Origin of the sequence: Rubricella aquisinus, assembly GCF_014199445.1 — a bacterium.
Taxonomy (GTDB): domain Bacteria; phylum Pseudomonadota; class Alphaproteobacteria; order Rhodobacterales; family Rhodobacteraceae; genus Rubricella; species Rubricella aquisinus.
The window spans coordinates 21,773-41,211 of sequence record NZ_JACIJS010000013.1; the positions used below are offsets into that span (position 1 = coordinate 21,773).

Annotated in this window: 23 protein-coding genes; 3 read left to right on the plus strand and 20 right to left on the minus strand. The window is 61.5% G+C overall.

The features are described 5' to 3' along the window. Window positions 1-42: 42 nt before the first annotated feature. Window positions 43-477 (minus strand): sulfur oxidation c-type cytochrome SoxX, encoded by a 435-nt coding sequence (gene soxX, locus FHS89_RS15700; protein WP_184013080.1) that lies wholly within the window; start codon window positions 475-477, stop codon window positions 43-45. A gap of 159 nt (window positions 478-636) precedes the next feature. Between soxX and pyrF the strand changes: the two genes are divergently transcribed. Then, a complete protein-coding gene (pyrF, locus tag FHS89_RS15705; protein ID WP_184013081.1) occupies window positions 637-1,329 on the plus strand; it encodes an orotidine-5'-phosphate decarboxylase in 693 nt (230 codons plus the stop codon). Here the strand turns inward: pyrF and FHS89_RS15710 are convergent. From FHS89_RS15710 to FHS89_RS15740, 7 genes are all read right to left on the minus strand, one after another. Beyond that, complete coding sequence (locus FHS89_RS15710; RefSeq protein WP_184013082.1) at window positions 1,326-2,168, minus strand: 3-oxoadipate:acetyl-CoA acetyltransferase; 843 nt, start codon at window positions 2,166-2,168, stop codon at window positions 1,326-1,328. The genes pyrF and FHS89_RS15710 overlap by 4 nt on opposite strands. Then, entirely contained in the window at window positions 2,161-2,709 is a 549-nt protein-coding gene (gene pcaG, locus FHS89_RS15715) for a protocatechuate 3,4-dioxygenase subunit alpha (RefSeq protein ID WP_184013083.1), read from the minus strand. Before pcaG ends, FHS89_RS15710 begins: the two co-directional genes overlap by 8 nt. Next, window positions 2,709-3,425: a protocatechuate 3,4-dioxygenase subunit beta gene (pcaH, locus tag FHS89_RS15720; RefSeq protein ID WP_184013084.1), complete on the minus strand. Its 717-nt coding sequence runs from the start codon at window positions 3,423-3,425 to the stop codon at window positions 2,709-2,711. Before pcaH ends, pcaG begins: the two co-directional genes overlap by 1 nt. After that, a complete protein-coding gene (gene pcaC / locus FHS89_RS15725) occupies window positions 3,422-3,790 on the minus strand; it encodes a 4-carboxymuconolactone decarboxylase (RefSeq protein WP_184013085.1) in 369 nt (122 codons plus the stop codon). The genes pcaH and pcaC overlap by 4 nt, the downstream gene beginning before the upstream one ends. 62 nt (window positions 3,791-3,852) lie before the next feature. Beyond that, window positions 3,853-4,872 carry a class I SAM-dependent methyltransferase gene (locus FHS89_RS15730; protein WP_184013086.1) on the minus strand — a complete coding sequence of 340 codons (1,020 nt, stop codon included), beginning with the start codon at window positions 4,870-4,872 and terminating at the stop codon, window positions 3,853-3,855. Between the two features lie 25 nt (window positions 4,873-4,897). Beyond that, window positions 4,898-5,227, minus strand: coding sequence for an ATP-dependent Clp protease adapter ClpS (gene clpS, locus FHS89_RS15735; RefSeq protein WP_184013101.1), 330 nt, complete (start codon window positions 5,225-5,227; stop codon window positions 4,898-4,900). 137 nt (window positions 5,228-5,364) lie between these two features. Next, a complete protein-coding gene (locus FHS89_RS15740) occupies window positions 5,365-5,763 on the minus strand; it encodes a phasin family protein (RefSeq protein ID WP_184013087.1) in 399 nt (132 codons plus the stop codon). A 329-nt stretch (window positions 5,764-6,092) separates the two neighbouring features. On the opposite strand from FHS89_RS15740, the gene FHS89_RS15745 reads away from it, so the two are divergent. Then, the gene (locus FHS89_RS15745; RefSeq protein WP_184013088.1) at window positions 6,093-7,370 is read left to right on the plus strand and encodes a D-alanyl-D-alanine carboxypeptidase family protein; all 1,278 of its coding nucleotides are present in this window, start codon (window positions 6,093-6,095) and stop codon (window positions 7,368-7,370) included. Here the strand turns inward: FHS89_RS15745 and FHS89_RS15750 are convergent. The 12 genes from FHS89_RS15750 to FHS89_RS15805 all read right to left on the minus strand — a co-directional run bounded on the left by FHS89_RS15750 (window position 7,367) and on the right by FHS89_RS15805 (window position 18,251). Beyond that, entirely contained in the window at window positions 7,367-8,176 is an 810-nt protein-coding gene (locus tag FHS89_RS15750) for a division plane positioning ATPase MipZ (RefSeq protein ID WP_184013089.1), read from the minus strand. The two genes, FHS89_RS15745 and FHS89_RS15750, sit on opposite strands and share 4 nt — an antisense overlap. An 87-nt stretch (window positions 8,177-8,263) precedes the next feature. Beyond that, window positions 8,264-8,485, minus strand: coding sequence for a 50S ribosomal protein L31 (gene rpmE / locus FHS89_RS15755; RefSeq protein WP_184013090.1), 222 nt, complete (start codon window positions 8,483-8,485; stop codon window positions 8,264-8,266). 127 nt (window positions 8,486-8,612) lie between these two features. Then, entirely contained in the window at window positions 8,613-9,485 is an 873-nt protein-coding gene (locus FHS89_RS15760; RefSeq protein WP_184013091.1) for a hypothetical protein, read from the minus strand. A 141-nt stretch (window positions 9,486-9,626) separates the two neighbouring features. Next, entirely contained in the window at window positions 9,627-10,001 is a 375-nt protein-coding gene (gene rplS, locus FHS89_RS15765; protein WP_184013092.1) for a 50S ribosomal protein L19, read from the minus strand. A gap of 1 nt (window position 10,002) precedes the next feature. Then, the gene (trmD, locus tag FHS89_RS15770) at window positions 10,003-10,872 is read right to left on the minus strand and encodes a tRNA (guanosine(37)-N1)-methyltransferase TrmD (protein ID WP_184013093.1); all 870 of its coding nucleotides are present in this window, start codon (window positions 10,870-10,872) and stop codon (window positions 10,003-10,005) included. Then, window positions 10,865-11,368 (minus strand): ribosome maturation factor RimM, encoded by a 504-nt coding sequence (gene rimM, locus FHS89_RS15775; RefSeq protein WP_184013094.1) that lies wholly within the window; start codon window positions 11,366-11,368, stop codon window positions 10,865-10,867. Before rimM ends, trmD begins: the two co-directional genes overlap by 8 nt. Before the next feature lie 60 nt (window positions 11,369-11,428). Beyond that, the gene (rpsP, locus tag FHS89_RS15780; RefSeq protein WP_184013095.1) at window positions 11,429-11,815 is read right to left on the minus strand and encodes a 30S ribosomal protein S16; all 387 of its coding nucleotides are present in this window, start codon (window positions 11,813-11,815) and stop codon (window positions 11,429-11,431) included. A gap of 24 nt (window positions 11,816-11,839) precedes the next feature. Next, window positions 11,840-12,136, minus strand: a complete 297-nt coding sequence (locus FHS89_RS15785; RefSeq protein ID WP_184013096.1) for a chorismate mutase — start codon at window positions 12,134-12,136, stop codon at window positions 11,840-11,842. Next, on the minus strand, window positions 12,133-12,672 hold the full coding sequence (locus tag FHS89_RS15790) for a GNAT family N-acetyltransferase (RefSeq protein ID WP_184013097.1): 540 nt from the start codon (window positions 12,670-12,672) through the stop codon (window positions 12,133-12,135). The genes FHS89_RS15785 and FHS89_RS15790 overlap by 4 nt, the downstream gene beginning before the upstream one ends. Next, a complete protein-coding gene (ffh, locus tag FHS89_RS15795) occupies window positions 12,672-14,159 on the minus strand; it encodes a signal recognition particle protein (protein ID WP_184013098.1) in 1,488 nt (495 codons plus the stop codon). Before ffh ends, FHS89_RS15790 begins: the two co-directional genes overlap by 1 nt. A gap of 197 nt (window positions 14,160-14,356) precedes the next feature. Next, the gene (locus FHS89_RS15800) at window positions 14,357-15,562 is read right to left on the minus strand and encodes a hypothetical protein (protein ID WP_184013099.1); all 1,206 of its coding nucleotides are present in this window, start codon (window positions 15,560-15,562) and stop codon (window positions 14,357-14,359) included. 172 nt (window positions 15,563-15,734) lie between these two features. Further along, complete coding sequence (locus FHS89_RS15805) at window positions 15,735-18,251, minus strand: TadE/TadG family type IV pilus assembly protein (protein ID WP_184013100.1); 2,517 nt, start codon at window positions 18,249-18,251, stop codon at window positions 15,735-15,737. A 159-nt stretch (window positions 18,252-18,410) separates the two neighbouring features. Here FHS89_RS15805 and trhO point away from each other — a divergent pair, with 159 nt between their 5' ends. Further along, a complete protein-coding gene (gene trhO, locus FHS89_RS15810) occupies window positions 18,411-19,310 on the plus strand; it encodes an oxygen-dependent tRNA uridine(34) hydroxylase TrhO (RefSeq protein ID WP_246413985.1) in 900 nt (299 codons plus the stop codon). Window positions 19,311-19,439 lie beyond the last annotated feature (129 nt).

The window sequence follows — 19,439 nt, forward strand, 5'->3', positions numbered from 1 at the left end:
CCCCGGATACAGCGCCCTCCCCTCCGCACGTCGCGCGCCGGGTCAGCGGCGACGCAATTCCATCAGATAGGCAATCAGATCCTCGATCTGCTGTGCCGTGAGAAGCGGATCAGCCCCCTGATAAAAGGCTGGCATGGCCGTGTCCTCGCCAAACACTTTGGGCGCATCGACCAGAATCGCCCGCAATTCGGCCCGCTGAAAGTCAGAGCCAAGCATCCGCACCTTTGGCCCCACATCCCCCGACAGACCGGTCGCCGCCAGATCGGGATTTTCATGGCACCCCACGCAATTGGCCGTCATTTCATCCATATAAAGGTTCACGCCCCGCCAGCCGGAGCCGAATTCCTCGGTCAGCGGCTCTTCGATCCACAGCTCCTTGGGAATTTCCGGCTCCAGCAAATCTTCGAACACATCCGCCTGCGCGATCGTGGCCATCACGACCATCGCCCCGCACATCACCCCGACTTTCATCGTCATCTCCATTGCGTCAAATCAACTGGAGATTGATTTACAAAGGGCAGCACAAGACAGGCATGATCTGGGTCAAGGCCGACTGCGACATGCCGTCCCGGAATGGATTGACCGGGCGCATCCGGGCTGGCATGCGGGGGCAAACCTGCTGTGAAAGGATGCCCCATGCCCGATAATCGCCTGATCGTCGCCCTTGATGTGCCCAACGCGCTGGCCGCGCAGGATCTTGTTCAGGCCATCGGGCCGGATGTGGGCTTTTACAAGATCGGGCTTGGCATGTTGACGGGTGGCGGGCTGGCGCTGGCCATCGAGTTGAAAGAGCAGGGCAAGCGCGTTTTCCTCGATATGAAGCTGTTTGATATCGGCGCGACCGTTGAGGCAGCGGTGAAGGGGCTGGCGCAGTTCGACCTTGATTTCCTGACCGTGCATGGCGATCCGCATGTGGTGCGCGCCGCAGCCCAAGGGAAAAGCGGCACCGACCTTAACATCCTCGCCGTGACGATCCTCACCAGCCTTGACCGGGCCGACCTTGATGCGGGCCTGATCAAGCCGGGCGATCTGCCTGATCTGGTGGCAGAGCGGGCGGGCCGCGCGTTTGAGGCGGGGGCGGATGGTGTCATCGCCTCCCCGCAAGAGGCCGCAATGATCCGCGCCCTGCCCGAAGCCGCCGGAAAGCTCATCGTCACACCGGGCGTGCGACCGGCGGGTGCGGCCCTTGGCGATCAGAAACGGGTGGCGACACCAGCCGGTGCGCTGGCATCCGGCGCGGATCATATCGTGGTGGGCCGCCCCGTCTGGCAAGCTGCCGACCCCGCAAAGGCCGCCGCTGCAATCCTTGCTGAAATCGCGGGCGTCTAGGGGCGTAATCCCAACATTTGCCGCGCCTCGGCGGGTGTGGCCACGGGCCGGTCATATTTCGCGCAAAGCGCGGCGGCGCGCGCGATCAATGCTGCGTTCGACGGGGCCAGCGTGCTGCGGTCAAGCCGGATATTATCCTCCAGCCCCGCCCGCGTATGCCCGCCCGCCGCAATCGCCCATTCATTCACAACCACCTGTGCGGCCCCGATCCCGGCAGCACACCAGAGCGCATCCGGCGCCCGCACGCGCATCTGCTGAACATAGAAATCGAACACCGCGCGATCCGCTGGCATCGCGTTCTTCACCCCCATCACGAACTGGACATAAAGCGGACCATAAAGACCGCCCCGCTCATGCCGCGCGATGGCCTGCAAGATATGCGACAGATCAAACGCTTCGATCTCTGGCACGATGGCATAGCGCTGCATCTCCGCCGCGAGCCAGTCCACCAGATCCGGCGGATTTTCATAGACGCGGGAGGGAAAGTTGTTCGACCCGACCGAGAGCGACGCCATATCGGGCCGCAAGGGCAGCATCCCGCCCCGCGCGCGCCCCGCACCTGACCGCCCCCCGGTGGAGAATTGGATGATGACGCCGGGGCAATGCCGCTCCAACCCTTCCTTGAGGGCTGCAAACCTGTCCGGGTCGCTTGATGGGCTTCCATCCTCGTTGCGCACATGGGCATGGATGATCGACGCGCCTGCCTCCACTGCCGCATGGCTGCTTTCCACCTGTTCCGTGATAGTGATCGGCACGGCGGGGTTGTCGGATTTCATCGGAACCGAGCCGGTAATGGCACAGCATAGGATGCAGGGCTGTCCCGCGACGCTCTCAGACATCGAAAAACACCGTCTCTTGCGCGCCCTGAAGATGCACGTCAAAGCGCAGTTTGGGCCCGTCCCGCTGGGCGATGAGGGTTTGTCGCCGCGCGGCTGGCACCTGATCGAGCACCGGGTCTGGCCCATCATCGAAATACACGCGGGTCATCAGCCCCAGATTGATGCCCCGCGCCACGATCCACATGAGGATATGGGGGGCGTGCCGGGTGCCATCGTCCTGCGTCACGGGACCGGGCAGGATCGTGTCAAACCTGAATGCCCCGGTCTGCGCATCCGTGGCCTGCCGCCCCCAGCCAAGAAAGGCCGGATTGTCGAACCGCCCTTCCGCATCGGCCTGCCAAATCTCGATCATCGCGTCGGTCACGGGCGCGCCGCTCCCGTCATGTATCACGCCATGCAGCGTGATCCGCTCCCCGGTCACGTCGGGGGAGAGCATCTTGGCCCCCAGATCCTGCCCGCGATACATCTCCAACCCGGCGACGCTTGGCACACAGCCGATATGGACATATGGCCCGGCGGTTTGCGACGCGGTTTCCTTCATCACGCGCCCTCCATCCGGTTTTCAAACAGAGTCTGATCGCGCCCGCGCAGCACCAGATCAAACCGATAGGCGCGGATATCCATTGGCACGCTATGCGCCATATCCAGCCGCGCGGTGAGCCGGTCAATCGCACCCGGATCAGGGATGGTCTGCACGATGGGACACAGCGCGATATGCGGATCACCCTCGAAATACATCTGCGTGATCAACCGCTGAGCAAAGGCCGCCCCGAAGATCGAGAAATGGATATGCGCGGGCCGCCAATCATTGCCGCCATTGGGCCATGGGTAGGGTCCGGGCCGGATCGTGCGAAACGAAAAGCGCCCCTCCCCATCGGTCAGCATCCGCCCGCAGCCACCGAAATTCGGGTCCAGCGGGGCAAGGTAGCCGTCCTTCTTATGGCGATAGCGTCCGCCCGCATTCGCCTGCCAAACCTCGATCAGGGCGTTGGGGACGGGTCGCGCGTCCTCATCGCGCAACACCCCGTGCACGATGATCCGCTCTCCCATCGCGGTTTCGCCGGGGCGTGCGTAATTGATAATCAGGTCATGATCTGTCGGCCCGATCAGGTCATGACCGAAGGTCGGCCCGGTCGCTTCCGTCCGGCTGGGCGCGTATCGCAGCGGCTTATGACTTGGCGCGCGCAATTGGCTGGAGCGATAGGCAGGGGTCAGCGCTGGGGGCTGATGCGTATGATCGCGGGGGCGGATGGTCATTGCGCGTCCATCTCGGCGAACACGTCGCGCGCGACCTTGATCGCCTTGTTCGCGGCGGGCACCCCGGCATAGATCGCGACATGCAGGATCACCTCGCGCACATCCTCTCGCGTGGCACCCGTGCGGGCGGTTGCGCGCAGATGCATCGCGACCTCGTCCCAATGACCCTGCGCACACAGAATGGCCAGCGTCACGATGGACCGGTCACGCAGCGGCCAAGTCTCCCGCGACCAGACATGGCCCCATGCAGCATCGGTGATGAGATCCTGAAACGGGGCGTCAAACGGGTCTGATCCGGCAATCGCGCGGTCCACATGCGCGTCACCCAACACGCGCCGCCGTGTCTCTTCGCCCGTGTTTCGCATCGCATCCTCCCCAGCCTGAGCCGGATCATAGGCCGGAAATCGAAGGCTTGGGAATAGCGGGATTAGCCGCGCTTGCGGTCGGATTTGGGGCGGCGGGCGCGGAACAGCTTGAATTGTGGGCTGCCCTCCATCTCTTCCCACCAACTGAAATTGGCGTTGAACGCCTGCTCATAGGGAAGATGCCGGTTCGCTACGATATAGGCCGTGCCGCCGGGGGCCAACAATCGGGCGGAGGCCGCGACGAATGCCTGCCCCAGCCCCGGATCCCCCTCGCGCGAGGTGTGGAACGGCGGGTTCGCGATCACCGCGTCATAGCGCAGGCTCGGCTTTGGCAAGGTGGTCACATCGGCCCAATGAAACCCAGCGCGCGGATCGGTGACATTGCCCCGCGCCAAATCCAGCGCGATGCGATCCGCCTCATAGAGGTCGATCTGGGTGATCGCCTCCTGCGCCTTTAACGCCTCGCCAGACAGCCAGCCCCAGCCAGCCCCCAGATCAGCCACCCGCCCCTTGAGTAGCGGTGTCACCCCCGCCGCCAGAACGCGGGAGCCTGCGTCAATGCCATCCGCACTGAACACACCTGCCGCCGTCTGGTAGCCCGGCGCCACTTCCCGCGCCGAGGCATCAGCACGCCATGTATCAAGCGGGTCCGGGCGCGCGCCCTCCCGCAGGATCAGCGCGAGTTTTCCGTGCCCTTTCGCGATCACTTCGCCCACGGCCAGAACGCCGCGCAATCGCTTGATCGTGGCGTCGATTCCGTCGGTCTTTTGTCCGGTGAGGGCAATCCAGCCGTCCTCCGCCACCACGTCCCACGCCTGCGCGATCAGGCCGAGCGTTTCGGCCCGGCTGCGGGTCGCGCAAATGATCGCGGCGGGATAATGGCCTGTGATCTCCTCCACCAGCGTCGCGCCGAACTGGCCAAGCTGATCATAGGCGGGGCGAAAGGGCTGCCAGCACACCAGATCCGCGTCCACGCTGCGCAGGATCGCAGGCTCCGTTGGGCGCAGAACCAGAATGGGACCGTCAACGGCAGGGAGCGCACCATCTGCGACGGCGCGGGCAAGGCGGATGCTATCTGTCATAAATACGGTGGGCGCGGGGCGCGCCTCACTCCTTTTCCATGGTGCATTGCAACGGGTGCTGGTTGCGCTGCGCGTAATCCATCACCTGCGTCACTTTCGTTTCCGCGATCTCATGGCTGAACACGCCCACAACCGCAACACCCTTGCGGTGCACGGTCAGCATGACCTCTACGGCACCCGAATGATCAATGCCAAAGAATCGCTGCAACACATGCACAACGAACTCCATCGGCGTGTAATCGTCGTTGAGCAGCAACACTTTATAGAGCGGCGGTTTGGCCGTTTTGGGCTTCACCTTGGTCGCGAGATCGACATCCGGGCCACCCGGCCCGATTCCGTCATCCTCATCGGACATCTTGAATTCTTGAAACGTCTTCATCATGGGGATTGGGGTGCGCCTGTTATTCCACGTCCAAGAGTATATATCGCACCACCCAGCGCAGAAAAGGGGGCCGAGGCCCCCTTTCCAAAATTCCGGGTTTTATCCGCAGATTAAGCGGAGATGCCCTTGACCAGATCGGTCGCGGCGGTTGCGCGCGCGGTGATCGGCTCGAAAACGTCCTTGGACGCGGACACGGACATTTCGTTGAACTTCGCTGCCTGCTTCATGAAGCCGTCCATGGAGGCGGTGAAGAAAGCGGACTGCTTTTCGAAAAGCTCGGTCACGTTCTTGGCTGCTGCCATGTCTTTGGCTGCGGCAACGCTTTCCTCAAAGGACTTCTTGGAGAAGGAGGACAGCTCGGAGGTGAAGCCTTCGGCTGCTTTCGCAGCGATTTCAGAGGACTTGACCATCGCGTCCATGTTGTCCTGACCGAATGCGGTCATCTCTTCAAAGGACTTCGTCACTTTGGTCATGGTTTCGTTCATGGTCTTCTGTGCGTCTGCGGTCATCGTTTCGATTTGTGCAGCTGCGTCTTTTGCAGTTTTCGTAGCCATATCAATAACTCCATAGGTCGATAGGGAAGCCCGATCCGGCTTCGATGGAGTAGATATAGGAAAAATGGTGCAGCGCGTCAAGATTTTTTTGTGCGGCGCACAAAATGTCGCGGCCTTGTGGTGTGATTGGTGGAAACCACTACATGTGGACGACCCGCTGAATCAAGTGCATTCCCTGTTCTCACTTGTTTTTCAATATGATATGCTATTAACTGAAGATTAATCGTAAGCTGTCGATAACAGATGGCGACGAGAGGCAGTTGAGCAGCAGATCGGAGCTTCCGATGAAAAGAGTATTGGCATTTGTGGTCGCCGCCGCATTAACCCTTGGCGGGCTGGCCAGCCCGGCCCTGTCCGCCCCCTATGCAGAGATCGTGATCGACGCTCGAAATGGAGAAGTCTTGCGCTCTCGCAGCGCGGATCGCGTGCTTCACCCGGCATCCCTGACCAAGATGATGACGCTCTATGTCGCGTTCGACGCAATCACCAAAGGGGAGATTGGGCTGGATGACACGGTGCGCGTTTCCCGCAATGCGGCCAGTGAACCACCCTCGCGGCTTGGCCTGCGCTCGGGCCAGCGGATATCGCTGCGCTATCTGCTGCGCGCCGCTGCGCTCAAATCCGGGAATGACGCCGCCACCGCCATCGGAGAGGCGATTTCCGGGTCAGAGGCCGCTTTTGCCCGCCGGATGACCGAAACAGCCCGCGCCATGGGCATGACCTCGACCACGTTCCGCAATGCGCATGGCCTGACCCAGCGGGGGCATATGTCCACTGCACGGGACATGGCGACCCTGTCGCGGCACCTGATCTATGATTTTCCGCAGTATTATAACCTGTTCGGCGCGACCAGCCGCTACGCCGGCGTGCGCACGGTGCGCAACACCAATCGTCGGCTGCTGAATTCCTACCGGGGTGCGGATGGCATCAAGACGGGCTTTACCAATGCCGCGGGCTATAACCTTGCCGCCTCCGCCGAGCGGGGAAATGAGCGGGTGATCGCGGTGATTTTTGGTGGGCGGTCTTCGGATGCGCGCTATCGCCGGATGGTGGAATTGCTTGATCTTGGGTTTGAGCGCGCGCCGAGCCGCGTTGCCCTTGTCCGCCCGCAGATGCAGGAAACCGGTGCCATCGCCGCGTCCTTCCGCCCGATGCCACGCGGCGGGGTGGAGCCGGTGACGCAGATTGCCTCCGCCGCGAACCTTGTCGGATCAGCTTTTGTCTCCACAGCGAATGCATCGCAAGAGCCGGTCAGCACCGGCAGCTCGGTCGCTCCGATCGCGTCCTCCCGCCCGGCACCGCGCCGGATCAATGGGGGCTGGGCGGTGCAACTCGGGGCCTACCGCGAACAGCGCACTGCAGAACGGGTGCTGCGGGAGGTCGCCATGACGATGCTCCCACCGCTGAGCGATGGTTTGCAGGAGGTCACTCCGGCAGAGCTGCGCGGCATGTCCCTTTATGAGGCCCGCTATGTCGGGCTGTCGGAGATGCAGGCCGTCACCGCCTGCGCGGCCCTGCAATCGCAGGATCGCATCTGCCGCCTCGTCGCCCCTGAAAACTAGAACTTAATCGTCACGTCCGGCAGGTTCAGCGCCTTGATCACATCGCGCACTTCCTGCCGGGCCGCGATATTGGACAGGTTGAGGCTCGCCTCCCCGGTATCCTTGAGGTCCAGCAGCGTCAGCCCCGACAGGAACATCTCCCGAAAGATCACCCGCTCCCCGAAACCGGGGATGACGCGGAACCCGATCCGCTTGCTCAATTCCGTGAGCGCGCTGCCCACGCGCCGTTTGTTGCGCGCGTTGAGGGTGGAAATCCGGTTGCGCAGCACCACCCAATCCACTGCCTTTAACCCGGCACTTGCCCGCAACTGACGCGCGTTCCAAACCATCTCCGAATAGATCGAGGGGCCAAGCACCTTGCCCGTGTCCGGGTCCAATCGCGCGAGCAGATCGAAATCAATCAGGCTGTCATTCATCGGCGTGATCAGCGTGTCCGCTGCCGAATGGGCCATCTGGGCATAGCGCGTATGCGCCCCCGGACAGTCGATCAGGATGAAGGAACACTCCCGCTCCAGCGTATCGAGTGCCTGGGTAAAGCGCTCCTCTTCTTCCGCTTTCGCGGCGGCGACGCTGTCTTGGGTGGAATAGGCCAGATGTGCGCGCACTGGCATCGGCAGGCTGATCCCTTTGCGCGCCACGAACCGCTCCCGGTTCTCCAGATACCGAAAGAAACTCTGCTGGCGCAGATCAAGGTCGATGACGCCGACCTTGTGACCCGATCGCGCGAGGGCGGCAAAGATGTGCATCGAGCTGGTGGATTTACCCGACCCGCCCTTTTCATTCCCCAAAACGATGATATGCGCCACACGCGCCCCCTTCGGCTGCAAAGCAAAACGGCGCACCCGGATGGGGCGCGCCGTCTGTCATACAATGCCCTTTTGAGGGGCGAAAGATCAGAAGCCGAGGCCTTCGTACTTCTTCTTGAACTTGGACACGCGGCCACCGGTATCCATCAGGCGCGCGGAGCCGCCATTCCATGCCGGGTGTGCGGACGGGTCGATATCGAGGCTCAGCGTCTGCCCGTCAGCACCATAGGTGGAACGAGTGATATAGGTGGAGCCGTCGGTCAGTTTCACTTCGATGAAGTGATAATCGGGATGAATGTTCTCACGCATGTGTCTGGTCCTTTATCGCGAGACTGAAGCGGAGGGAGGCTCATCGGCCCGCGCCCCGTCGCCCCGCAGGGTTGTGGATGGGGGCAAATAGCCCGGATTGCCCGGCGGAGCAAGCCGTTTTGACCAATTATGGCTGCTTGCCATTGGATTTCTGCCGGGCGGCCCGCAGGCTGCGAATATCCTCCGGCTCAGGCATGGCGCGCAACCCGGCGCTCAGCCGGGCGGCCTTTTCCGCATCATCGTATTTGCGGCAAATATCATAGCCCACGGCCCCCGCTGACGCGAGGAGGGGCAGCCACAATGCCATCGCGATCAGCGCAGGCGACAGCACGCCGATGACCTGAGAGCGCGTCAGGTCGGCCACCAATGGGATGATGCCGCCCAACACCAGTAATGCCCCCAGCCCGAAGAAGATCACTGCCCCCGGCAACAGCAGCAGCAACAGCGACCCAACACGCCGCCCAACGCCCCAAATGGCATCAATCAATGGCGGGCGGCGCACCACGGTCGCGGCGGTCCCGGCCATCGCGATCGCAACGAAACTGCCCGCAATCGAGGTGGGCACCGCAAACAGGACAAAGAGAAGGCCATAGCGCGGATCCAACCGCTCCGTCTGGCCCAGCACCAGCACCTCCGTAATCGCCTCTAACGTGAAGGCAACATCGGTGACCTTCGGAAACCCGATTGTGTAATGGATGGCCAATCCCATCGGCGCCATCAGGACAAGGGACAGCAGGAGCCAAATCAGCCCCTGAAACGCGCCAAGCCGCAGCGCCCCCCGGATAATCCGATCCAGTGCGGTCGGCTCGGTCACACGCAATTGCATCAACGCACCGCGACTGACCATTAGCGTCATGAGGGGAAGGCCGGGAAACAGGCACAAAAAACCCAAGAGCCAGCGCAGGAACAGATCGTCATTGACCGAAAAGCCGAGCCAGAAATACACGCCCGCCAGCGCATAAATCGGCAATGCGCGCAGAAACACGACGGGAAAGATCATGAGCGTTCTGGACAGGAATGCGATCATTGGTGCCTTGGCCCCCAACGCGCGCCGCCCCCACAGCGCCCTCTTGTGGCTAACTAAAAACGGGCACCCTCCATTGAGGATGCCCGCTGATAAAACGCGAATTGCCGAAGTGGATCAATCTTTCTTCGGGCGGTAGTTTGTCTTTTCCGCGATACGCGCGGACTTACCGCGACGCGAACGCAGGTAGTAGAGCTTCGCGCGGCGCACCTTACCACGGCGCACAACGGTGATGCTGTCGATGTTCGGGGAATGCAGCGGGAACACACGCTCCACGCCTTCACCGAAGGAAATCTTACGAACGGTGAAAGAGCCTGCGATGCCCTTGCCGTTGTTGCGCGCGATGCACACGCCTTCATAGTTCTGCACACGGGTCCGCGTGCCTTCCGTCACTTTGTAGCCAACGCGCACGGTGTCGCCTGCTGCAAAATCGGGGATGTCCTTGCCTAGTTCGGCAATCTGTTCAGCTTCAAGCTGTTCGATCATGTTCATGTCAGTCGTCCTTCTGATCGCCTTTTGCGGCGAATGTTTGCGCGTCCGAGAGCTGCTGGTCTCCGGTCGGGTCCGTATCGGCCTGAGCCGCATACGCCCGCCACAGATCGGGACGACGTTCCTTAGTGAGCCGTTCTGACTGGTCCGCTCGCCATGCGGCGATCCGCCCGTGATGACCAGAGAGGAGAACCTCCGGCACCGCGCGCCCGTCCCAGTCATTGGGCCGTGTATATTGCGGGTATTCCAGCAATCCGTTGGAGAACGACTCGTCCTCCGCAGATGCGGCATTCCCAAGCACGCGCGGTATAAGCCGCACGGTGGCATCAATCAAGGCCTGTGCCGCGATCTCTCCCCCGGTCATCACAAAATCCCCAAGGGAGACTTCGATCATGCCGAACCGGTCGATCACCCGCTGATCCACGCCCTCAAACCGCCCGCATAACAGCGTCATGCCATCGGCCTGTGCCAATCGGGAGGCGAGTTTTTGTGAAAACGGCACGCCGCGCGGCGAAAGGTAGATGATCGGATGATCCGGCCCTGCCCCGGCCTGTGCAGCCGAAATCGCGGCGGCCACCACATCGGGTTTCAGCACCATTCCGGCCCCGCCGCCCGTGGGTGTGTCATCGACGGTGCGATGTTTGCCCTGCCCGAAGCTCCGCATATCGGTGACATCCAGATGCCAAAGCCCCTCCTGCCGGGCCTTTCCGATCAGGGAATAGTCCAGCGTGCCGGGGAACATCTCAGGATAAAGCGTGACCACTCGCGCCGAAAAAGCGCCTTTCACGTGGGGCGCTTCGTCCATCAGGCTTGATGGCGTGGCCCGCGCGGCGATGGACAGGCGACCATGGGATTTGAACGGCTTATCACTCATCACTTGCCTCAGGCGGATCGGCAACGATCCGGCCCGCGGCAATATCGACCATCGGCACCGCGGCCATGGTAAACGGGATCAACAGCTCCGCGCCCTTGCCCGTCACCTCCAGAAAATCACCCGCGCCGTGATCGTGCACCGCGCGCACCCGGCCAAGGCTGACGCCACCCGGATCGAACACTTCAAGCCCGATCAGATCGGCGTGGTAGTATTCCTCATCGCTGAGATGCGGCAGCCGCGCGCGGGGGGCGAACAGGCTGGTTCCGCGCCAGCCATCGGCCTCTTCCTTGGTGGTGATCCCGGTCAACCGCGCGGCATAGCCGCCCTTGATCGGCCGGGTGATCTTCACCTCGAAAGCGGTCTTGCCGTCCTCCGTGGTCAGTGGGCCATAATCGGCGATGGCCTGCGGGTCGGTGCAAAAGCTTTTCAGCCGCACCTCCCCGCGCACACCGAATGAGCCTGCGATTGCGCCGACACAAACCTGTTTTTCGCCCATGTCACTTCTCCGCGGCTCAAAATTGCGGCCCCGCACGCCTGCGCGGGACCGGTCGCCCGATTATTCCTCGGACGCGTCTTCTGCCGGTGCTGCTGCGGCCTCTGCGGCAGCGGCGGCTTTCGCGGCTTTCTCTTCGGCGCGTGCTTTGGCCTTGTCGCCCGGCACGGCCTTTTTCAGGTTCGCGCGCTCTTTCTTTTCGACCACACCAGCGGCCTCAAGGAAGCGGGACACGCGGTCGGTCGGCTGGGCGCCCTCGGACAGCCAGTGCTGAATGCGCTCGACATTCATCACCACGCGCTGCTCGTTATCTTTCGCCAGCAGCGGGTTGTAGGTGCCGAGCTTCTCGATGAAGCGGCCATCGCGCGGCATGCGGGTGTCCGCTGCAACGATGCGGTAGAAGGGGCGCTTTTTGGACCCGCCACGGGCGAGACGAATGCTGACTGCCATTTGTATTCTCCTTAGGTGTCTGCGTTATTTCTGGAATTGTTCGTGGTGACGTATGACTTCCTGAATGATGAAATTCAGGAATTTCTTGGCAAATTCGGGGTCCAGCCCCGCATCCGCGCAAAGGGTATTGAGCCGCTCGATCTGGCGCGCTTCGCGGTCCGGATCAGAGGGCGGAAGATCATGCTCGGCCTTGAGCTTGCCCACGGCCTGCGTGCGCTTGAACCGTTCGGCGAGCGTATAGACGAGGATCGCGTCCAGATTGTCGATGCTGTCGCGCTGCTCAAGCAGGATGGCCTGCGCGCGGGCGGCGGTATCGGTCATGCGGTCCTCCGGTGGTTTGTATCAGTTGCAAGCTGCGCTGGCGCCGGGTGCCGCCAAAGCTGTAGCAGGCCATGGGTTTCGTGCTGATAGTCACGCTCATAGACCGCGCCAAGTCGGCTGGCGACGGCCATGGATGCGGTGTTCGCAGGCGCGATCAGACTGATCGCGGTGTCCCAGCCCATCGTGTCATAGGCATAGCCGCGCGCGGCAAGTGCCGCTTCGGTCGCATAGCCCTTGCCGGTGTGATGGCCAAAGAGGTCCCAGCCGATCTCCCGCTCCGGCCAGCCTTCGGGCGCGAACATACCGACCAGGCCCACGGTTTCACCGCTGTCTTGCGCTTCCAAAATCCAGCGGCCAAATCCCGCGATCTGCCAGTGCCCAGCTTCCATCGCCAACATCCGCCACGCAGCAGACCGGGTAAGCGGGCCACCGACAAAGGACGACCGGTCAGAGCCATAGAAAGCCGCAAACACCTCAAAATCCCGCGCCTCAGGCGCGCGCAGGATCAGCCGATCGGTATGGAGCGTCGGGATCATCACTTCTTCTTACCCATACCCGACAGGTTCGAGGGCAGTTGGGTCCGTGCGAAATCGGTCAGGTTGGGGTTTGCGGCCCCTGCGCCCGGCATGGCACCGCCCGGCATCCCACCCGGTGGGGTCATGCCGCCGCCCTTGCCCATCAGCGCGCCCAAACCGCCGCGCATCAGGCCCTTTTTGCCCATCTTTCCCATCTTCTTCATCGCGTCGGCCATCTGGCGGTGCATTTTCAGAAGTTTGTTGAGGTCGGACACGTCCATGCCCGCGCCTTTCGCGATCCGCTTTTTGCGGGACGCTTGCAGAAGCTCGGGCTTGCGCCGTTCCTCTTTCGTCATGGATTGGATGAGCGCCACCTGCCGCTTCAACACCTTGTCATCAAGGCCCGCCGCGTCCATCTGCTTTTGCATTTTGCCCATGCCCGGCAGCATCCCCATGATGCCCTGCATACCGCCCATCTTCATCATCTGTTCAAGTTGGTTGCGCAGATCGTTCATGTCGAAGCGGCCCGCCTTGAAGCGCTTCATCATGCGCTCGGCTTCTTTCGCCTCGATCTCTTCCTGCGCTTTCTCGACGAGGGACACGATGTCCCCCATGCCGAGGATCCGGCCCGCGACACGCTCCGGGTGGAATTCCTCTAGCGCGTCCATCTTTTCGCCAAGGCCCACGAATTTGATCGGCTTGCCGGTCACAGCCCGCATCGACAGAGCCGCCCCCCCGCGCCCGTCGCCATCCATCCGGGTCAGCACCACGCCAGAGATGCCGACGCGGGCGTTGAAATTCTCCGCCGTGTTGACCGCATCCTGACCTGTCAGGCCATCGACCACGAGGATGGTTTCATGCGGTTTCGTTTCATTGCGAACCGCCTCAACCTCCGCCATCAGCGTCTCATCAATCGAGAGACGCCCGGCGGTGTCGAGCATGTAGACGTCATAGCCCGCGAGCGTTGCTTGTTGTTTCGCGCGCTTGGCGATCTGCACCGCCGTCTGGCCCGGGATGATCGGCAGCGTGTCAACGCCGATCTGCATCCCCAGAATGCCCAATTGCTCCATCGCTGCCGGGCGCTGGGTATCGAGGGAGGCCATGAGCACACGCTTGCCCTCACGCTCCTTCAGGCGTTTGGCAAGCTTCGCGGTCGTCGTCGTTTTACCCGAGCCTTGCAGGCCGACCATCAGGATCGGCGCGGGCGGGCTGTCGATCTTCAACGCGCCGGCATGGGCGTCATCGCCCGCCAGCACCTTGATCAACTCGTCATGGACGATCTTGACGACCTGTTGACCGGGGGTGACGGATTTGGTGACGGCCTGACCAGTCGCTTTTTCCTTCACCGCATCCACGAAATCGCGCGCGACGGTGAGCGAAACATCCGCTTCCAGAAGGGCCGTGCGCACTTCGCGCATCGCGGTGGCGACATCCGCCTCATTCAGCGCACCCTGTTTGGTGAGCTTATCGAAGACGCCGCCTAAGCGGTCTGACAGGTTCTCAAACATTTCGCGCCCTCCCGGGACGAGCCTAAAACAATGCAAATCGGCACCGACGGGCGCAACGCGCTGGCCGGTGGCGATCCCCCCATGATCGGGCGGGACCGGAAGTATATAGGTACTTCCGGAGAGTTATGGGAGGCGTTACGGAAAACCCTCCCCAGAGTCAAGCCTGCACCACCCCGGTCAGGGTGGCGCAAGTATCGTCAGTCCGTGTATTCCACCTCAAGCCGCAGTGCCGCGTCAGACGTGCCGTGATCAAAGAAGATGTGCAAAGTGTTCGATCCAGCTTGCACCCCTGTGGCATCCGTCAGATCAATCTCCTGCCACTTACCCGGCGTGCCATGGTCGATTGTTGCGATTGTCTTGTAGATGGGGCGACCATTTGGCTCCGTCTCATCGGTCAGGAAACACAGTTCAGCCCCGTCCGTCGTTGCGATCCGCATCTTCACGGGCAGGAGGGTATTATCGTGCCATTTACTGACACCGATATGCGAAACGACAAGGCGCTGATCATTCCGGTCTCCGCTCGCATCCTTCGCCGCGTCATCTTTGGACGGGCTTGGTGGGATAGATATCCACCGCGAGCGCCCGTTTTCAGGCAACCAGCCCGATTTGGGGTCGATGGCGTTCGAATGTACCCAATGTCGCGCATCTGATCGTTTTGGCGCGCCACTCACCTTTGACGTGTTCGGCGCACAGGCGAAATTCGAGGATCCCTGACCCGTCTTTGACAGTTGGTCTGGGTCTCCTGAGGTATATCCGCTGCTCGATTGAGTGCGCACCATGAACGGGAAGACGTCATCATGAACGCCCTTCTCACAATAATATTGGTAGGTCACGCCAAGCGCACGCGCGGCCCTCGGATTGCTGGCGGACACTTTCAAAACGTCAGAAAGTTTACGGCCATCCCCTAGTTTCTTGACAATCTCGGGCGCTACGTTCATCGAAAGCTCCCGGATGATGATGCCAAAGCGGCATTCATCTGCACCGTCTAAAGGGGCTTCCATGAAGTCGCCCCAAATCTCGATCTTCCCGGTTGTGTCACCACTCAAGCCTTTGATCGTGACCCCGTGGGATGTCATGTGTTCCTTGTTCGCGACAAAGATCAATTTCGAATGAAACGCGGCGTCCATGGCACGAAAGACTGTCTGAACATCAATATTGTAGCTGTCCGGATCATCCGGGCCGAAAAACTGCTGGTACAGATCCGCCTCTGCTTTCGGGATGTTCTTGGCCCAGTCCGGACCGTGATGCTGTATCATCTTGAGTGCGGACTGCCCCGCGGCCCGAACAGCGCGGAACGCAACATTCGCGGCAAGTGTGACGTCTGCTTCTAAGGTGGGATATTCAGCGGCGCTGGTGCCCTGCCATTCGATTTCGATAAGGGGCAAATAGTTCTGATTGGCCATGCCAACTCCTACTCTGATCATTACGCGGAAAATGGGCCGGGAGGGCGAAAGCGTCGTTTTGAAATGGCGCTTTGACCTTCACGTCAGACAGGACGGTAACACGCGATACCCACAGCCCAAACAAAAAACCCCCGCTCGGGGCGGGGGCTTTTATCTCAGTAAGGCGCGTCGGTCAGTTCACCAGCACCGCGTAACTTCGCGTCTTGGTGTTTGGCAGATCGGCTTGCCCCGCGCTGCCGATAAACTCGGCATAGATATGCGCGCGGCTGATATCTTCGTTCCAGCAGGGGTTGATGCCTTCCGGGTCCGCGCCGTGGGTGCCTTCGATACAGTCATCGACGACCACCGACTCGGTGAGGAAGATATCGACCACATCCACCACATCCGCCAGATAGGTATGCGCCATCGCGGGGTCATCCAGACCCGTCAGGCTCACCATGTCCTGTGCACTGCCGCAATTGACCAGCGTGACGGTCTGGCGGCGGCGCTCGGTGGTCTGGATCGTGTCCGGCGCTGCGGAGAACTGGTAATGCTCCGGCTCCGTCCCGATATAGGTCGTGTCGCGACGCAGATCGTTCGACGCGGACGGATCCCACAGATCGCTGAACACCCGCTCCACCGTGCGGTAGCCCTCATACATGGTCGGCGCGTCTGCCACGGCCTGCTCAATCGCGGAGGTGCCGCTGGTGAGGTCCATCCGGTTCGCGCTTTTGTAGGGCGTGTAGTAGCTGGCGAAATACTCAAGGAAGCTCGCCAATGTCGTCGGTGCGTTCAACTGGAACACAGGCGACGCGATCCCGGTGTAGTTACACTGGGTGAACGGGCAGGTTGCCTTTGTTTTGGTCACGTTCTGGCCAACGAACTCTGCCTTCATCGTGCCTTGCCCCGGCACCTGAATGTTCAGGCGGCTGCGCGCGGGGATGGTCCATGTCCACACCGTCTCGGGCGCATCATAGAAATAGGTATCCACCGTCACTTGATTTTTCGACGGGTTCGAAAGACGCCAGCCCGAGGACAGCCCGCTTGCCGATGCCCCGAGCGAGGTGAGGTTCATCCGTCCATTCGCCCATGCGATCGGATCGTTATAGAGCACGAGCGACTCGTCCGTCGGATCAGCACCGCCGCCCGGCGCATCGATATAGGGTGCGAAATCGCAATTCTCCGGATCGACAAGGCAGAACCCGCGATACATCGGGCCCCAGCCACTGCCTGCGCCCATCATGTAATGGTTCACGCGCGATGCCGGGTTGGCGATATTGTCGGGATAGGCGGCAAGCACACCGCGCATATACTCGATATGCCCACGGGTGAATTCCAGCTCCTCCTGGAGGGCCGCAACCCACTCAAGGTAGATGTTGCGCGATGCGTCATCCGTGGCCTCATCGGCCTGTTGCTGAAAAAAGGCGATGTCCTCGATCAGGAACTCAATGTCCTGTAGGATGATCTCCTCATCCACCAATTGCACGGTCTCGATATAGTCTTTGAACTGCTGGCGGTTCAGCAGGCCGTGCACCGCGACATAATCGGCGGCAAAGGCGCTGTTCGCGTCACCGGGGGTATGCAGCACACGATCAAGCGGCGCGTCCCACAGATCGAAAATGGTGTTCACACCGGTCGTGATCGTGCCCGGCAGGGCCGCTTTGACCATCACCTGATCGCTGATGCACTGCAAACCGGGGTCAATCATCGCCAGAAGGCACATGTCCCGCAGGCGCTCATATTCGGCATCGGTGGTCGGGAAGGTCCAGTCGGAAGTGACGTACTCAATCACCGTGCCGTCCGCATCACTGCGCCCACGGCTGCCTCCGCCCCAATCGCCCGTTCCGTTCGGATCTTCGCCTGCGTTGCCGGTATCTTTATCGTTCCCGACATTGCCGCTGGTGGGGCCACCCCAGCCTGCCTGCTGGAACAGCGCCAGACCTTCCCCGGTGCACACTTCGTTCGGGTCCGCACCGACATAATCATGCGGGTTCTTCAACAGGCCCAGACGGATGCGGCTGTCATTCGCGGTGAGCCGCGGCTCGTTCAGGTCATCAAGATCGACGGTCAGCAGGAATTGCGCGCCCGCCTTCTCCGCCATCTTTTCCGCGAAGGTTTCCGCTTCGCCCTCAAACGGGTTGCACATCACCAAGGTGGAGAGCCCCCCGCAGATCGACTCTTCAAGTTTTGCCACTGCATAGGCCCGCAGCGGGATTGCCGTCGGCCCATCGGCCTCGCCATTGTCACCGACATTGAGGCTCAGAAGCGTCAGGCGCACGGAACTGGGTGCTGCGACGATCAGCACATACTCTGCCGCCGCCCCATCCAGCGCCTGCGCGCCGGGCGACAAAGCGGCCTCCAGATCAATCATTCCGTCAGACAGGCGCGGAATGGAGCTGAGGAACACCACATCGCTCAACGTGAAGCTGCCCTGCTCGGTATAATCGGAAGTAGCGGCGACGGACCGCGCGGCAGCCGCGGCGCGGGTCATGGAATCAGCCCCACCGTCCAGCTCTTCCGCAGCCGCGAGGGCCGCTTTATCGACATAACCCTGCATCTGGGAATGAGCGGAATAGGCGCGGCCAAAATCAATGACCATTCCTGAAGCGGTGAACAAAAGCACTGCAAAAATGACCACTTGGATGGCCACAACCGCCTCCGTCTCGCGCCGGAACTGACGCAATCGGCTTCGTATCTTTGCAATCGACATTTTGAGCACCCCCCAAGGTCCACAGATCAAACTGGCTAGCGCAGGTACCCCCGTAGCTGCGTTAACCCTGTCAGGAATACAGAAAACGCGGCAAAAAGCAATGCTTAGTGCCGGTGGCCCCTCTTGCACTGTCGGGGCGATCGGGCCTATTTCCTGCCCATGACCATGATCGTTGCCGCTCTTTACCATTTCACACCCTTTGAGGCGCTTCCCGCGTTGCGGGAACGGCTGCAAAATGCCTGCGCGGATGCGGGCGTGAAAGGTTCGCTCCTGGTCGCGGAAGAAGGGATCAACGGGACGATCGCGGGCACGCGCGCGGGCATTGATGCGGCACTCGCCACGATCCGCGCCCTGCCTGGATGCGCCGATCTGGAGTGGAAGGAAAGCACCGCACAAGAGATGCCGTTTCGCCATATGAAGGTGAAGCTGAAGCGCGAAATCGTGACCATGGGCGCGGGCCCGGTCGATCCGCGCGCGGCGGTCGGGCGCTATGTAGCGCCCGAGGATTGGAACGCCCTGATCGCCTCCCCCGATGTCGCGGTGATCGACACGCGCAACGATTACGAGGTGGCCATCGGAACCTTCGAGGGCGCGGTGAACCCCGAAACCACCAGCTTTCGCGATTTCCCCGCATGGTGGGCCGAGAACGCGGACCGGTTCCATAACAAGAAGATCGCCATGTTCTGCACCGGCGGCATCCGGTGTGAGAAATCCACCAGCTGGCTGCGCGCACAAGGGGTGGAGGATGTCTACCACCTCAAGGGCGGGATCCTGAAATATCTCGAAGACGTACCGGAGGAGCAGAGCCTCTGGCGCGGATCATGTTTCGTGTTTGACGAACGGGTGAGCGTGGAACATGGGCTCCGCGAAGGCCCGCACAGCCTATGCCGCGCCTGCCGCCGCCCCCTGGCCCCTGCCGATCTTGAGCATCCCGATTATGTCGAAGGGATCTCCTGCGCCACCTGTATCCATGAACATACGGATGCAGACCGGAAACGCTTTGCCCAGCGGCAGAAACAAATCGAACTCGCGCGCCAAAGGGGCGGATCGCACCTCTAAGGAGACGCTCCCGCACGTCGCTGACCCTCCGGGCCGCTCCCTTTGGGCCGGGCGCCGCGCCTTGCGGCGCGGCGGTGCCTCCGGCGGGGTATATTTGAAGAAAGTGAACCACTACCGACTGACGTCGGT

Coding starts and splice junctions, on each gene's coding strand:
- soxX (WP_184013080.1), bottom strand. CDS start 477: ATGACGATGAAAGTCGGGGTGATGTGCGGGGCGATGGTCGTGATGGCC.
- pyrF (WP_184013081.1), top strand. CDS start 637: ATGCCCGATAATCGCCTGATCGTCGCCCTTGATGTGCCCAACGCGCTG.
- FHS89_RS15710 (WP_184013082.1), bottom strand. CDS start 2,168: ATGTCTGAGAGCGTCGCGGGACAGCCCTGCATCCTATGCTGTGCCATT.
- pcaG (WP_184013083.1), bottom strand. CDS start 2,709: ATGAAGGAAACCGCGTCGCAAACCGCCGGGCCATATGTCCATATCGGC.
- pcaH (WP_184013084.1), bottom strand. CDS start 3,425: ATGACCATCCGCCCCCGCGATCATACGCATCAGCCCCCAGCGCTGACC.
- pcaC (WP_184013085.1), bottom strand. CDS start 3,790: ATGCGAAACACGGGCGAAGAGACACGGCGGCGCGTGTTGGGTGACGCG.
- FHS89_RS15730 (WP_184013086.1), bottom strand. CDS start 4,872: ATGACAGATAGCATCCGCCTTGCCCGCGCCGTCGCAGATGGTGCGCTC.
- clpS (WP_184013101.1), bottom strand. CDS start 5,227: ATGTCCGATGAGGATGACGGAATCGGGCCGGGTGGCCCGGATGTCGAT.
- FHS89_RS15740 (WP_184013087.1), bottom strand. CDS start 5,763: ATGACCGCAGACGCACAGAAGACCATGAACGAAACCATGACCAAAGTG.
- FHS89_RS15745 (WP_184013088.1), top strand. CDS start 6,093: ATGAAAAGAGTATTGGCATTTGTGGTCGCCGCCGCATTAACCCTTGGC.
- rpmE (WP_184013090.1), bottom strand. CDS start 8,485: ATGCGTGAGAACATTCATCCCGATTATCACTTCATCGAAGTGAAACTG.
- FHS89_RS15760 (WP_184013091.1), bottom strand. CDS start 9,485: ATGATCTTTCCCGTCGTGTTTCTGCGCGCATTGCCGATTTATGCGCTG.
- rplS (WP_184013092.1), bottom strand. CDS start 10,001: ATGAACATGATCGAACAGCTTGAAGCTGAACAGATTGCCGAACTAGGC.
- trmD (WP_184013093.1), bottom strand. CDS start 10,872: ATGAGTGATAAGCCGTTCAAATCCCATGGTCGCCTGTCCATCGCCGCG.
- rimM (WP_184013094.1), bottom strand. CDS start 11,368: ATGGGCGAAAAACAGGTTTGTGTCGGCGCAATCGCAGGCTCATTCGGT.
- rpsP (WP_184013095.1), bottom strand. CDS start 11,815: ATGGCAGTCAGCATTCGTCTCGCCCGTGGCGGGTCCAAAAAGCGCCCC.
- FHS89_RS15785 (WP_184013096.1), bottom strand. CDS start 12,136: ATGACCGATACCGCCGCCCGCGCGCAGGCCATCCTGCTTGAGCAGCGC.
- FHS89_RS15790 (WP_184013097.1), bottom strand. CDS start 12,672: ATGATCCCGACGCTCCATACCGATCGGCTGATCCTGCGCGCGCCTGAG.
- ffh (WP_184013098.1), bottom strand. CDS start 14,159: ATGTTTGAGAACCTGTCAGACCGCTTAGGCGGCGTCTTCGATAAGCTC.
- FHS89_RS15800 (WP_184013099.1), bottom strand. CDS start 15,562: ATGGCCAATCAGAACTATTTGCCCCTTATCGAAATCGAATGGCAGGGC.
- FHS89_RS15805 (WP_184013100.1), bottom strand. CDS start 18,251: ATGTCGATTGCAAAGATACGAAGCCGATTGCGTCAGTTCCGGCGCGAG.
- trhO (WP_246413985.1), top strand. CDS start 18,411: ATGACCATGATCGTTGCCGCTCTTTACCATTTCACACCCTTTGAGGCG.